The 13,140-nt window shown below is 70.0% G+C and carries 14 protein-coding genes; 4 read left to right on the top strand and 10 right to left on the bottom strand.

Features of this window, described 5'->3' with window-relative positions; all coding sequences use genetic code 11:
* Positions 1-175: 175 nt before the first annotated feature.
* The gene (locus CLV43_RS19400) at positions 176-1,069 is read right to left on the bottom strand and encodes an alpha/beta fold hydrolase (protein WP_106188611.1); all 894 of its coding nucleotides are present in this window, start codon (positions 1,067-1,069) and stop codon (positions 176-178) included.
* A gap of 84 nt (positions 1,070-1,153) precedes the next feature.
* Between CLV43_RS19400 and CLV43_RS19395 the strand changes: the two genes are divergently transcribed.
* Positions 1,154-1,615 (top strand): MarR family winged helix-turn-helix transcriptional regulator, encoded by a 462-nt coding sequence (locus tag CLV43_RS19395; RefSeq protein WP_106188610.1) that lies wholly within the window; start codon positions 1,154-1,156, stop codon positions 1,613-1,615.
* A gap of 34 nt (positions 1,616-1,649) precedes the next feature.
* Here CLV43_RS19395 and CLV43_RS19390 read toward each other — a convergent pair whose 3' ends face one another.
* Positions 1,650-2,663, bottom strand: a complete 1,014-nt coding sequence (locus tag CLV43_RS19390) for an SDR family oxidoreductase (protein ID WP_106188609.1) — start codon at positions 2,661-2,663, stop codon at positions 1,650-1,652.
* Between the two features lie 66 nt (positions 2,664-2,729).
* On the opposite strand from CLV43_RS19390, the gene CLV43_RS19385 reads away from it, so the two are divergent.
* Positions 2,730-3,353, top strand: coding sequence for a TetR/AcrR family transcriptional regulator (locus tag CLV43_RS19385; RefSeq protein ID WP_106188608.1), 624 nt, complete (start codon positions 2,730-2,732; stop codon positions 3,351-3,353).
* Positions 3,354-3,416: 63 nt separating this feature from the next.
* Here CLV43_RS19385 and CLV43_RS19380 read toward each other — a convergent pair whose 3' ends face one another.
* The 3 genes from CLV43_RS19380 to CLV43_RS19370 all read right to left on the bottom strand — a co-directional run bounded on the left by CLV43_RS19380 (position 3,417) and on the right by CLV43_RS19370 (position 7,237).
* Positions 3,417-5,153: a glycosyltransferase 87 family protein gene (locus CLV43_RS19380; RefSeq protein ID WP_106188607.1), complete on the bottom strand. Its 1,737-nt coding sequence runs from the start codon at positions 5,151-5,153 to the stop codon at positions 3,417-3,419.
* 72 nt (positions 5,154-5,225) lie between these two features.
* The gene (locus tag CLV43_RS19375) at positions 5,226-6,557 is read right to left on the bottom strand and encodes a sensor histidine kinase (protein ID WP_106188606.1); all 1,332 of its coding nucleotides are present in this window, start codon (positions 6,555-6,557) and stop codon (positions 5,226-5,228) included.
* A complete protein-coding gene (locus CLV43_RS19370) occupies positions 6,557-7,237 on the bottom strand; it encodes a response regulator transcription factor (protein WP_106188605.1) in 681 nt (226 codons plus the stop codon). Before CLV43_RS19370 ends, CLV43_RS19375 begins: the two co-directional genes overlap by 1 nt.
* Positions 7,238-7,514: 277 nt before the next feature.
* Here CLV43_RS19370 and CLV43_RS19365 point away from each other — a divergent pair, with 277 nt between their 5' ends.
* Positions 7,515-8,606 carry a DUF3500 domain-containing protein gene (locus CLV43_RS19365; protein ID WP_211304423.1) on the top strand — a complete coding sequence of 364 codons (1,092 nt, stop codon included), beginning with the start codon at positions 7,515-7,517 and terminating at the stop codon, positions 8,604-8,606.
* Between the two features lie 146 nt (positions 8,607-8,752).
* Here CLV43_RS19365 and CLV43_RS19360 read toward each other — a convergent pair whose 3' ends face one another.
* From CLV43_RS19360 to CLV43_RS19350, 3 genes are all read right to left on the bottom strand, one after another.
* Positions 8,753-9,448, bottom strand: coding sequence for a class I SAM-dependent methyltransferase (locus tag CLV43_RS19360; protein WP_245886689.1), 696 nt, complete (start codon positions 9,446-9,448; stop codon positions 8,753-8,755).
* Positions 9,449-9,615: 167 nt separating this feature from the next.
* Positions 9,616-9,975, bottom strand: a complete 360-nt coding sequence (locus CLV43_RS19355; RefSeq protein ID WP_106188603.1) for a darcynin family protein — start codon at positions 9,973-9,975, stop codon at positions 9,616-9,618.
* Positions 9,976-10,289: 314 nt separating this feature from the next.
* A complete protein-coding gene (locus CLV43_RS19350; protein WP_211304422.1) occupies positions 10,290-10,871 on the bottom strand; it encodes a TetR/AcrR family transcriptional regulator in 582 nt (193 codons plus the stop codon).
* Positions 10,872-10,958: 87 nt separating this feature from the next.
* On the opposite strand from CLV43_RS19350, the gene CLV43_RS19345 reads away from it, so the two are divergent.
* Positions 10,959-11,675: a siderophore-interacting protein gene (locus CLV43_RS19345; protein ID WP_211304421.1), complete on the top strand. Its 717-nt coding sequence runs from the start codon at positions 10,959-10,961 to the stop codon at positions 11,673-11,675.
* A 123-nt stretch (positions 11,676-11,798) separates the two neighbouring features.
* Here the strand turns inward: CLV43_RS19345 and CLV43_RS19340 are convergent, their stop codons facing one another.
* Together CLV43_RS19340 and CLV43_RS19335 are read right to left on the bottom strand one after the other, a co-directional pair.
* A complete protein-coding gene (locus CLV43_RS19340) occupies positions 11,799-12,029 on the bottom strand; it encodes a hypothetical protein (protein WP_106188602.1) in 231 nt (76 codons plus the stop codon).
* Between the two features lie 211 nt (positions 12,030-12,240).
* Positions 12,241-12,861, bottom strand: a complete 621-nt coding sequence (locus tag CLV43_RS19335) for a fascin domain-containing protein (protein WP_106188601.1) — start codon at positions 12,859-12,861, stop codon at positions 12,241-12,243.
* Positions 12,862-13,140: the final 279 nt, after the last annotated feature.

Genomic DNA, 13,140 nt, shown 5'->3' with positions numbered 1-13,140 from the left:
GACGGCGCTCCGCGCGCGGCTCGCAGTCCACAGTGGACCATGGGGAGACCGCTTCGGACGTCCGAAGGCAATCGTCTTCGACAACTCCTGCCCGCACGGCCACCCGGCGTCCGCACCCGACGCGCCGACGACGACGCCGTGACCGGCGCGCGTCTATCGTCGTCCTGGACATCCCCTACCGGCCGTCGTCGACTTTCCCCATGAACTCCAGAAGGGTGCCGGCGAGGGTTTCGGGAGCTTCTTGCGCCACCAGGTGCCCCACGCCCTCGTAGCGCACGGAGGTGACGGTTCCCGCGGTCACCTGGCGGAAGGTCTGCTCGGTGACAGGAGCGCTGAAGGCGTCGACGGTGAGAACAGGGACGGTCAACGGCCGCGACTCGGCCATGTCCTTGATCTGCCCGGCGTCGGTGAAGATCGACCGGTAGAGGCCCTCGGTGCCGCGCCAGCCGTCGGGGCGCGCGTAGGTGCGGGCGAACTCGTCGATGTCGTCGTCGTCGATCACGCCCTTGGACCCCGTCATCATCGGGAAGGCCCACTCCGCGATGAGCTCTCGTTCATGCCCCGCCAGCAGCATTCCCGGAATGCCCGGCGCGGCGAGGAAACCGACGTGCCACGAGCCTCCGTGGTTGACGTCCGCGAGGTTCTCGAGCCCGAAGCCCGCCAAGGTCGTCTCGACGGCGGTGAAGCTGCGGACGTCATCGGGATGCGCGGAGGCGAGGCGGAAGCCGAGACCGCCGCTGATGTCCTGGCACAGGACGTGGACCGGACCGACGCCGAGGTGTCGCACCAGGTGGTGCACGTCCTCCGCGGAGGTCGCCTCGTCGTGGTCGCCGTCGGCGGTGTTCGAGTCGCCGAACCCGCGGAGGTCGACGGCGAAGACCCGATGTGCCGCCGCCAGCACGGGGATGACCTCGCGGAAGGCCCACCACGTCTCCGGCCACCCGTGGATGAGCAGGACCGGAGAGCCGTTGTCGCCCGCGGAGACGTAGTGGAGCCGTGTTCCGTTGACGTCGGCCAGGTGGTGGGTGACTCCGGGAACCGTTGCGCCGACCGGCTCGATGGCGGGCATCGACACTCCTCAATTAGACAACCTTGATTGACCAAACTCTAGACAACCTCGGTTGTCTTCGTCAAGGTGTCCTAAACTGGGCCGATGTCGCGTCCCGGCTCAGACCTCGCCATGCTCTTGCTCGGCGGGTTCCGCGCCTTGGCCGATCGCGCCACCGCGGAACTCATCGCTCGCGGCTACGAAGAAGTGCGTCCTGTCCACGACTTCGCGCTGCAAGCGATCCTGTCGGGCGCGGACAACGCGTCCGAGCTCGGACGGCGGATGTCCGTCACCAAACAGGCCGCCGCGAAGACCATCACCGCCCTGGAGGAACGCGGCTACGTGGCGCGTGAACCCGATCCCGCGGACAAGCGCCGCCTGCGTCTTTTCGTCACCCCGCACGGACTGGCGATGCTCCGCGAGGGCACGGCGATCTTCGACGACCTGCGCCGGGAATGGGAAGAACAGGTGGGCCCGGCTCGGCTCTCGCAGGTCGAGAGCACGCTCCGGCAACTGGTCGACGGGAGCGCCGACTACCGCCACCACGGGGACGGGTGGACGGCCTAGCGGCCTCCTTGCTTCGCCGGGGAGGAAGAACGCTCTACCGTCGAGCGACGAGGTCGAGCTGGATCAGGCTCTCGGCGGTGTCGATCACCGAGTCCTCCGGTGGCCGGTTGGTCCAGCCCAGTTCCTCCTCCGCCTTGGCGGCCGTGGTCAGGTCCTGTCGACCCCAGAAGGTGAGCGCCAGCCTGACGCTCGGGTCGAAGCGGGCGATCGCCCAGGTCAGCCAGTACGGCATCGCCGCCGTGCCGATCCGGTAGCCGCGCGGCCGGTACCGCTCGGCCAGCACGGAAGCGATGCCGCGCGCCCACAGGAACCGGTCGCCGGCGATGTAGCGGTTTCCGGCCGCTTCTGGCGTCTCCATGGCCAGCCGGTGCAGCCGGGCCAGGTCGCGGACGTCCACGATGTTCCAGCCGATGGTCGGCAATGCCGGCAGCCCACCCCGCATGATCCGCCTGATCAGCTCCACCGACGTCCGGGCGTCGGGATGCAAGAGCGGGCCGAGGATGGTCCCCGGCTGGAGCGCGACCAGTTCCAGTCCCGTCTCCCGGGCGAAGTCCCAGGCCGCCTGCTCGGCCAGCGTCTTGCTCTTCGGGTAAGGGCCGGCCTGGTTCACGTCGGTCCAGTCGTCTTCGGTGAACACGTGTCCTGGGGCGTCATGCCCGAAGTGCACGGCGGCGCCCGAGGAGGTGAGCACCACGCGGCGGACGGTGCCGCTGAAGCGGGCGGCCTTCAGCACTCGCAGTGTGCCGTCGACCGCCGGGCGGATCACCTCGTTCTCATCGCTCGGAATGCGGCTGGGGAACGGGGAGGCGACGTGCAGGACGTACGTGCATCCGTCGACGGCTTCGGCCCAGCCCGCGTCCGAGGTCAGGTCGGCCGCGGCGAACTCCAGCTCGCCGCCCGTGCGCTCGGCCAGCGCGCGCAGATGGGCGACCTCGGCCGTGCGCGGATCGCGAACGGTGCCGCGTACGGCGTAACCCTCCGTCAACAGCTCCGCGACACAGTGTCCGGCCAGGTATCCGGTGGCCCCGGTGACCAGAACCTTCATCATCCCACCAATCTAAGCAGTGTTCAGGATGTGAGCAGTGTATAGATCTGCGGGCTCTAAACTCAAGGAGTGCCGACCAGGGAGACCAGAACCGCCTACCACCACGGGGCGCTGCGCGAGGAGTTGCTCGCCGCCTGCCTCGCGCTGATCGAGACGGAGGGAATCGGCGCGGTCAGCCTCCGGCGGGTGGCCCGCGAGGCCGGGGTCAGTCCCGGTGCCCCCTACCACCACTTCCCTGACCGGGCGGCGCTGCTCAACGCCATCACCGCCCAGGGCTACGGGCTGCTGATCACGGGGATGCGCTCGGCCCATTCCGCCGCCGGTACTCCGGTCGAGGCATTGGGCGCGATGATCGAGGTGTACGTCCGCTTCGCCCGCGAGCACACCGGCTACGCCCGGCTGATGTACCGGCCGGAGTTGTCGGAGTCGACCAAGGGGCCGGTGGCCGAGGCGTACGCCCAGGAGGGGATCCAGCTGGTGACCGACACCGTGGTGGCGGCCCAGCGCGCGGGCCAGGCCCCGGCAGGCGACCCGGCTCCGTTGGTGGCGATGGTCTGGGCCCTCGGCGCCGGCATGGCCGTACTGGCCATCGACGGCCCGTTGGACACCATGTCAGCCGAACGGGGGTCGAGCATCACGGAGCTGACGGCTCAGGTCTCGACCATCTTCCAGGGGATGCTGGCCGCCGGCTGATCGCCAGTGCGTTGGTGAGGCCGTCAAGGCCACCGGCCGTCGCCTCGGTCGGCGTCGAGTCCGTCACGTGAACAACACGGTCCGGATCGGCGCCCACGGACCACCCTCGTAGCGCCACAACGAGATGCCCGTCGCGGAGCCCGCCCACCCCGACGGACCCGTCGCGCGGAGTTGGGCCAAGGTCCGTCGGGCGTGGTCGGGATCCACCTTGTTCTGCACGGTGACGTGCGGCCGGAACGGTTGACTGTCCTGTCGGGAGAGCCAACCGGCCCAGCGGGTCGCCAGCTCGGTCCGCACGGCGTGCAGGCGAGGGGAGAGCACCCGCAGCGCCACGCCGGACCCGAGCGAGTACGGCTCGTCCTCGACGATCGGGAAGGCGGTGGTGCTCGCCGCCACCGCCAGTGCGTCGGTCAACGCGGTGTCCTGGTGCTCGCCCGGAATCGCGTGGAACAGGGTGAGATGTGCGCCGACCACCAGTCGGTGCGCAGGGAAGTGACTGCGGCGCAACACATCCCACCGCCGTTGGGTCGCCTCGTCCACGGTCAGGGTGACGACCACCGGACGCACCGGGAGCGTGCTGGTGTCCATGTGCCGACCCTGCACCACGATCCGACGCGGCGCATGTCGGCAATGCCGAAGCGGCGCGGTCAGGGACAGGCGACCGCGCAGGGCCACCCACACCACGAGCGCCAGTCCGCACCACACGTACGCGTCGCCGACCAGGTGCTGCCACCACGACCAGCCCAGCTCCCGGTTCCCACCACGGGCGAACAGCCAGAACGGGCCCGTGCAGAACACGAGCACGAGCACCGCGACCCCGGTCCCGGCAAGCGCTTTCCGACTGCGCCACGCGCGCACGCCCAGCAGCACGAGTGCGGGCGCGATCCACACCCAGTGGTGCGACCAGGACACCGGGGAGGCCAGCAGTCCGCCCGCGGCGACCACGAGGACCGCGGTCAGGTCGTCGCCCTCCGCCCGCGCCCGCCGTGCGCCGATCCAGGTGGCGGCGAGCACCGCCACCACGCTCAACGCCCACAGGGCCGTCGTCGTGGGAGAACTGCCGAGCACCCGCTCCAACGCTCCCCGCAGCGACTGGTTCGCCGCGTAGGACAGCCCACCGATCCGCTGCGGCTGCCCGAGAACCTCCAGCCAGTACACCGCGCTGTCCGAGGTGTTCAGCACGACGCCTACCAGCGCACAGCCGACGAACCCCAGCGCCGCCGTCGCGGCCGCCCGCCACTCGCGCTTGGCCAGGAAGTACAGCAGGAACACCGCCGGGGTGAGCTTGACCGCCGCCGCGAGCCCGATCAGCAGCCCCCGCGGCCACCTCGGCGCGCGCACCAGGCAGTCCGCGGCCACCAGCGCCGCGAGCACCAGGTTGACCTGGCCGAAGGACAGGGTCTCCCGCACCGGCTCCAACGCGTACAGGCCCAGCGCCGCGGTCGCGAGGCCGAGTGCGGCGCCGCGCCCCGGCCGTGCGATCCGCGCGGCGAGCACGCACACCGCCGTCAGCGCGAGCGCGCTCGCCAGGGTGGACAGGGCCACGGTCGCCGTCACCGGCAGCACCGTCAGCGCGCTGAACAGCACCGCCGCGAACGGCGGGTAGGTGAACGGCAGCGCCGGCCCGTCGAGCGGGTGCGGGAAATCCGGTGAGTACAGCGGGAGTCCGGCCAGCCAGGACTGCCCGCCCGCCCGGTAGACCATGAGGTCGATCGGGAGGTGCCCGGCGACGAACGCCTGGGCGAACGCCGCGGCCAGCACGACCGCGAGCGAGCCGATGGCGGTGGACCTGTGCGACATGTTCCTGTGCTCCTGTTCTGGGGCAGCACTCGGAGACCGGCGGTCGGCCGGTCTGGACTGGGTGGTGCGGGGTTACGGCTGGAGCGGGACGCGTGCGGTGAAGTGGGCTCCGCCGGTGGAGGGGATGGCGTGCAGGGTGCCGCCGTGCACGACCGCGACGCCGCGTGCGATGGCCAGGCCGAGGCCCGCGCCACCGGTCTCGCGCGCCCGTGCCGTGTCGAGGCGGGTGAACCGTTCGAAGACGATGTCCAGGCCGGAGTCGGGTATGCCGGGTCCGTCATCGCGGACGTCGAGCACCGCGCTGCTCGCCTCGACGGTGAGCCGGACGGTGATGGTGTGGCGGGCGTAGCGCTCGGCGTTCTCCAGCAGGTTGCCGAGCAGGCGGGCCAGCAGCGCCTCCCGGCCCCGCACGAGCACCTGCTCCTCGGGCGCCTGGCAGGAGATCACCAGGCCGCGCGGTGGTCTGCGCGCGCCCGCCTGTTCGCGGCAGACCTCGCTGAGGTCGACCACGTGCTCGTCGTCGAGCTGGGTGACGTCGAGGCGACTGAGCAGCAGCAGGTCGACGGACAGCTGCTGGAGGCGTTCGGTGTCGGCCAGTGCCCTGGCGACGACGTCGGGCCACCGCGCCGCGTCGGGGTGCACGAGCGCGATCTCCAGCTCGGCCTTGAGCGCGGCGATCGGGCCGCGCAGCTCGTGGGAGGCGTCCGCGACGAACCGCTGCTGCTCCTCGACCGCGGTCTGGAGCCGGTCGAGGGTGCTGTTCAGCGCCGTGGCCAGGTCCGACACCTCGGCTCGCGACCACGGTTCGGCGATCCGCCTGCCCAGGTTCCGCCCCTGCCCGGCCTCGGTCAGCCTGCCGCGCATCACGTCGAGGGGCCGCAGCACCCGGCCCGCGAGCAGCCACGCGACCAGACCGCCGAGGGCGATCACCAGGATCGCGCCGCCGAGCAGCAGGAGCTCGGTGACGCGCAGGGAATCCTGCTCGTCGCCGAGGTGCACGGTCTCGTCGTAGGGGTGGGAGTCGAAGAAGGCCGGGCCGGACTCGATGAACAGGGCCGACATGACCGCCCGGTCCCGTGAGGCCCACGGGGCCAGCGACAGGACCGGCTCGCCCCAGTCGCTCCACCTGCCGCGGAACGAGTACTGACCCGGCGGGCAGACGAAGGCGCGGCTGTCCCGGACGAAGACGTCCGCGTCACCCGAGGTCGGGTCGACCTCGGCGGGAGGCCGCTCGGGGCAGGCCGCGTCGCCGCGGAGGTCGAAGTGGTCCGCTCGCGCGGTGGCGGTCGCGATCAAGTCGGCGCGCTCGGCGACGGCGAGTGCGCAGGCGCAGGCGAGCACGGGGACCGCGAGCAGCGCGGTGGCGAACGCGGTGAGCCTGGCCCGCATGGACAGCGGTCGCATCAGGCGTCCGCCTCCACGTCGAGGCGGTAGCCCACGCCGCGCACCGTCGTGATGCTCCGCCGCCCGAACGGCAGGTCGATCTTGCGCCGCAGCGCGCTGACGTAGACCTCGACGAGGTTCGGGTCCGCCTCGCCCGCCGAGTCCCACACGTTCTCGATGACCTCCGGCTTGGTCACCACGTCGCCGACGTTGCGCATCAGGTAGTGCAGGACTGCGAACTCCTTGGCGGTCAGCACGACCGGTGTCCCGCGCCGGGTGCACCGCCGGGCCGCCGGGTCGAGCTCCAGGTCGCCCACCCGCAGCACCGACGGTCGTGCCCGCTGCTTGCGTCGGACCAGCGCGCGCAGCCGCGCCACCAGCACGAGGTAGGAGAACGGCTTGGTCAGGTAGTCGTCGGCGCCGGTGTCCAGCCCCTCCGCCTCGTCCAGCTCGCCGTCCTTCGCGGTGAGCATGAGGATCGGCGTCCACACCTCCGCCTCGCGCAGCGCGGCGCACACCCGGAACCCGTTCATGCCGGGCAGCATCACGTCGAGGACCACCACGTCGTAGGACGCCCCCTTCGCCCGCGCCAGCCCGGCTCTGCCGTCGTGCACGACGTCGACCAGGAACCCCTCGGCGACCAGCCCCCGCCACAGCAGTTCGGCGAGCCGGACGTCGTCCTCCACCACGAGCACCCGCATGGTCGAAGTCTGGCAGCCGGGTCGCCGCGAAGGCTGAAGCGATCTTCAGCTCCGTTCAGGCCCGCTTCAGGCTCACTCCAGCGCGCAGCGCTCGTCGGCCGGCCCGGTCTCGGCATCCAGCACAAGCTCGTGGCGGGCATCTGCCAAGCCCAGAGAGGTTTCGGTGCACGGTGTCACTTAATGTGCTACCTTTCGGTGCACCGTGTACCGAAACTCGGAATTGCCTCGTCGGTCGCCCTCCAGTGGGCGTCGCGAGGCAAGGGATAGGACGACGAAGATGCTGCACAGCAGGACACCACGCGTCGCGATCGCGGGAGCCGTACTTGTGGCCCTGATGCTGCCCGCGAACGCCTTCGGCGCTCAGGGAGCTCCAGGTCCCTCGACGTTCGACGTCTCCACGACCTCTGGGTCACGTGATCAGACCGGCGCCGCGGTGGTCGCCAGGGCGAAGGAGTTCCTCGCCACCCTTGATGCCGATCAGCGCTCGCGAGTGCTCCAGGACTACTCGTTGGCGAACGCCGCCCGGTGGCACACGTACCCGGAGTACGCCCTGGGCGACCTCCGCCTCGGGCTCAGCACGGGCACTCTGACGGACGTCCAGTGGAAGGCCTTCGACGCTCTGCTGGCCGCGGCCCTCGGCCGCACGCCGAACGAGGGGGCCGACGAGGTGCGCCAGCACCTGCTCAACGACGACTACCTGAATTTCGGAGGCACTCGGGAAGGTTACGGACGGAAGAACTACAAGATCGCATTCCTCGGAACGCCCGCCACGACGGGGACCTGGGAGCTGCAGTTCGGTGGCCACCAGCTCGCGGTCGCGAACACCTACAAGGACGGCAAGCTCGTCGGTGCGACACCCTCGTTCCGGGGGATCGAGCCGCAGACCTTCGAGATCGGCGGGGTCACCTACGAGCCGGAACGCCAGGAGTGGGGTGCCTTCGTCACCCTGCTGGCCTCGCTCGACGCCGATCAGCGCCGGGCGGCCGAACTTCCCGGCCCGCTCGAGGACCTGCTGATGTTCCCCGGTGCGGCGACCTGGTCGTTCCCGAGCACTCCGCAGGGCGTTCCGGGATCCGCGCTGACGCCGCGGCAGCACAAGCTGGTGCTCGACGCCATCGGCAAGTACGTCAACGACATGCCCGCCGCGGAAGCCGCCGCGTTCATGTCCTCCTACCGGAACGACCTGGATCGGACGTACGTCAGCTTCGCCGGTTCGACGAGCCTCGCGAACACCGGGGACTACGTGCGCATCGACGGCCCGCGGGTCTGGATCGAGCTCAGGATGGACGAGCCCTACTCCACCGACGAGACGGCACCGCACAGCCTCTGGCGCGACAAGGTGAGTGACTACGGCGGCACTCGCTCGTAGCGCTTCAGGAGTGCCGCCGCTCCTATGGCGGCGGCACTCCGAGGCTGTCGCAGTCGAGCTCGACTCCGGGATTTCCGGCTGGTCGTGCCCTGCCAACGAATGCGTCCGGCGGTGGATCGGATGGGTCGCCGAACGCGTGCGTCGGGTCAGTGGAGGCGGCGGATCCGCAGCACGGCGTCGTCCGCGGTCCCAGTCTCACCGGCGGGCCCGGTGCTGTCACGCGTGACCACCTTGTCGACGTCCACCGTCCACGTTCCCGGTGTCGCCCGTACCCAGTCGAGGATCACCGAGTTGGGGACGAGCTGGTCGGTCAGGTAGTCCGGTGGCTGTTCGGACAACCAGGTGGGGAACCCGACGTGGCTGATGACCAGGAACGTGCCGCCAGGGGCGACAGTTGTGGCGGCGGAGGCGAAGACCGCTTCCCGCTCGGCCGCCCCGGCGATGGGGGAGTGCAGGTACTGCGCGGTCACCAGTCCGAAGGTGCCTGCCGGCAGCGAACGGGTCAGGTCGTGTTCCTGCCAGTCGATCCGGTCACCCACCCCTGCACGGGCCGCCGCGGTGGCGGCTTTGGCCAACACCGCGGCCGACACGTCGACCGCGGTGACCCGCCAGCCGTTCTGCGCGAGCCAGATGGCATCACCGCCGGCTCCGCACCCGAGGTCCAGTGCCGTGCCTGCCTGGAGACCGCTTACCTCGTCGACGAGCAGGGGATTCGGTCGCGCCACCCAGTCGGCCGGAGTCCGCACGCTCTGGTGGAAACCATCCCAGTAGGTCTTCGCCGTGTCGGTCGGAGCGGGTGCGGGCATCGTTCCACGCGGCCGTTTCGGGGAGGTGTCGGTCATGGGCCCACCGTGGCCGGACAGCCGCGCTGGGCACAACAGTTCTTGCCGGAACGGCAAAAGGTGACGTCGCACGTGAATCGGCGATGACCATCATCCTGTTGCGGTATCGCGATTGGCCTGGCGGCCGCCCACCGCGTGGCGCCGGCGGGCGGCCGCCAGGCGGTGCATCAGGCGATGTTGGTCGTCAGGATGTCGGTGTCGTAGTGCTTGGCGTACCCGTTCTCGACGCCTACGAGGATTTCGACGATCTCGAAGTAGTGGTCCCAGAACGGCGTCTCGCGCAGCGCCTCGACGACCAACTGGAAGGCCTCGTGATCACGCGCCTCCCAGACCCAGATGTCGGTGACGCGGGCCGTGTAGAACTCGGTGTCGTAGTAGCGCCAACGCACGTCGTCGGCCTTGTCCTTGATGGCGGGCAGAACGTTGTCCTGGAAGGCGGTGACGCGTTCCGGCACGGACATCTCCAACCAGGCGCGAGTGGTCTTGAGGAGGATGAACGCTGTCAGGGTGGGCTCGAAGTCGGACATGGGAGGTCTCCTTGCGGGATGTCGGACGGTGGTCGTGACGCGGTGCCCCAGGACCTGCTCGGATGCCCTCGATCAGGCCTGGCCGGTCGGATTCCAGTCGGTGAGCTCGCAGGTACGGGTCCCTGCGGTCCCTGCGGCGAAGGCGTAGACGACTGTCCGCTACCGGTTTCGGTTCACCGTGGGTCGGAACCATAGATGTTTTCGACACACGGTGTCTAGTTAGTCGGTGGCGACAACTTGTCAGGCCGTCCCGCTACCGGGCCGGGGTGGCAAGCCGTGGCGGCCTGCTCCGCGCGTCGTCGGACGTCCGCGAGTCAGAGGTCGCCGAGGAGCGCCTTGATGACTTCCATGAGCTGTTCGCGCAGCTGGTCGGCGGGCAGGTCCTGGTAGTGGTCGGAGAGCATGACCAGCGGCCCGAAGATCGCGCCCAGGGTGCTGCCGAGCCGGACGCGGACCCGCGGGTCGAGCTGCGGATCGGCGAAGAGGGCGGACAGCTTCATGTTCTGCTTCGCCATCCGGTCGCCGAGCTCGAGGTCGTTGGCGAACAGGGCGTGGAAGACGTCCTCGTTGCGCTCGAGGACGATGAGCATCTGCCGGTGCCGCAAGGCGATGTCGATGATCTGGGGCAACGCCCGCTGCCAGGCGCCGGGGTCGGTGCCTGCCACCACCAGCCGGTCGGACGCCTCGGTGAGCACGTCCAGGGCTCGGCCGACGACCGTGCGGGCGATGTCGTCCTTGGCGTGGAAGTGGTGGTACACCGCCGCCTTGCTGACGTCGAGCCGCTCGGCGATGTGCCGCAGCGACGTGCCCTGGTAGCCCTGCCGGGCGAACAGGTCGACGGCGACGTCGACGATGCGCTCCCGCATCGGCTTGGGGGTGGGGCTGGCGGCGGTCACGGCCAAAGGGTATAACTTGCCGATCGGCAAGACGCACCTTGCCGATCGGCAAGGAGTCCTCCTTGGCCGCGATCCGAAGGGTTGATCGTGAAGAGTCGTCTGCTCGACCGTCTGCTGGTCGCCGCCCAGGTCCACACGATCGAGTCGCTGGGGCCGCGGATGCGGTTGGTCACGCTGACCGGGCCCGACCTGGCCGGGCTCGACTGGCAGCCCGGCCGGCACGTGCGGCTGCAGGTGGCCGCCGGGCCTGCCGCGGTCGACTGGCTGGTGGGCGTGCTGCGCACCTACACGGTGTGGCACTACCACGACCAGACCATGCAGCTCGTCGTCTTCGACCACGGGGACGGGCCCGGTGCCCACTGGGCGCGGACCACCCGGTCGGGCGACGAGCTGATGCTGATGAAACCGCAGGGCAGCTTCGTGACCGCCCCTGCTCCATACCACCTCTTCGTCGGTGAGGAGACCGCGCAGGCCGCCTTCGGCCCGATGCTGCGGGCGCTACCGGACGGCACCAAGGCCTTCGGCGTGATCGAGGTCGACTCGCCCGAGGAGCGTCTGGAACTGGGGTCGGGCGCGACCCTGGAGTGGAGCTATCGTCGGGGCCGCTCCGCCGCCTCGTCCGAGACCCTGGTCGAGGCCGTCCGCGGGTTGGAGTTGCCCGCCGAGCCGGGTCGGGCGTATCTGGCCGGGGAGGCCCGGACGATCCAGCTGGTCCGCCGCCACCTGGTCGAGGAGCGGAACTGGCCGCGCCGCAACGTGCTCACGAAGCCGTTCTGGACCCCCGGCCGCAAGGGCATGGACTAGCCAGTGGCGCGTCTCGGGTGGGGGCACCCGGTAGTAGATCGGGTGGGCCCGAGGCCCAGGACGCGCGAAAGAGGTGCCGCTTCCCCGGTCAGGACGACGGGGAAGCAGCACCTCGGGGCTGGCTCAGAGCGAGAGGACGAACAGATCCCACTCGGTGTGCCCCTGGTCCCACGTGCAGTACGCGGCGAGGTCGCCCCCGCTGCGGATCTCGTCCGCGGCGCGCTCGCAGTCGGCCTGCCACTGGTAGCTGCGGATGTACTGCGGGTTGCCCGCGGAAGCGGTGCCCGCCGCGAACCCGAGGAGCGAACCGACCACAAGGGTGATGGCGCCGAGGCGTCCCAGTGCATTCTTCATGTCAAGATCCTTTCACGACATCCGTGACGCTGTAGGCAGGAATCCGACAATTCGCCGGAAGAGATGACTGCGCCGTGCTCATCGCCGCGGCAGCGGGCACGGCGCTTGTCCTGTGGTCATCGGGACCCCGCGACCCGATGACCACAGAAGGCCGTGCCCGCTGCTCGTCCCGGCGTTTCACGTCTGTGCGACGCGTGTCCGCCTCACGGCGTCAGCACAGCCAGGCGTTGTCCTCGACGAGGTAGATCCTGAACCCCTCCCACAGGTCGGGAGTGGTCGCGCGGGCGCGGAGGGTGCCGTCGCCGCTGACGTCGGCCGACACGTAGCGACCGTTCGCCGTGGACACCACGTTGACGTTGGTGTTGTGGCCGTCCACCTCGAAGTAGGTGAAGATGTTGAACTTCTCCCACGCGTCCGCCGCGCCCGCCCTGGCGTAGAGCGTTCCGTCGGTGCCGATGTCGGCGGAGGCGAACTTGTCCTCTGTGGACATGAGGGTGTAGTCGTACCCCTGACCACGGAGGATGAACCGCTCCCACTCGCCGAGGCCGTTGCTCTCGTTGGTGCGCGCCCGCAACCGCCTGTCACCCGCGCCGAACTCCGCGGCGACCCAGTAGAAGCTCGCGTTGGAGCGCAGGTAGACGGTGCGGCAGTTCGGATGGCTCGGATCCGCCCACCACTGGGCTGCGCCGGCCACGACGGACGCCGACGCGTCCGGTGGCGGGGCCGCCGAGGTCGGCGAGGCCGAGGCCGGTTGGGTGACGGCGAGCGCGGCCGACGCGCAGAACACCAGCACCGCGGCGACGCGCGCCCGAACGTTCTTCCTGATGGTCATGGTTCTACTCCCACCCTCATTGCCCGACGGAAATTCGACTTCATCCGCGCAGCCATCACCGCGGGAACAACTCCGGAATCCACCTGGATTCACGGAAGTCGTGCCCGCGGAATGAGAAATGCGCTGAATCGCCCCACCCCGAACGGGGAATGTCGCGCGCGCGGACGGCGCACGACAATCCCACCCGCTTCCGACACCCCTGTCGCCCCCACTTCGCGGGAACCGGGACGCTTCGGCGTCCCGAGGAGGGCATCACGAATACTATGAGCAGCCGGACAG

Source organism: Umezawaea tangerina, assembly GCF_003002815.1.
GTDB classification, from domain to species: domain Bacteria; phylum Actinomycetota; class Actinomycetes; order Mycobacteriales; family Pseudonocardiaceae; genus Umezawaea; species Umezawaea tangerina.
The sequence above is the reverse complement of the archived record's forward strand: the minus strand, read 5'-3'. Positions and strand labels throughout refer to the sequence as shown.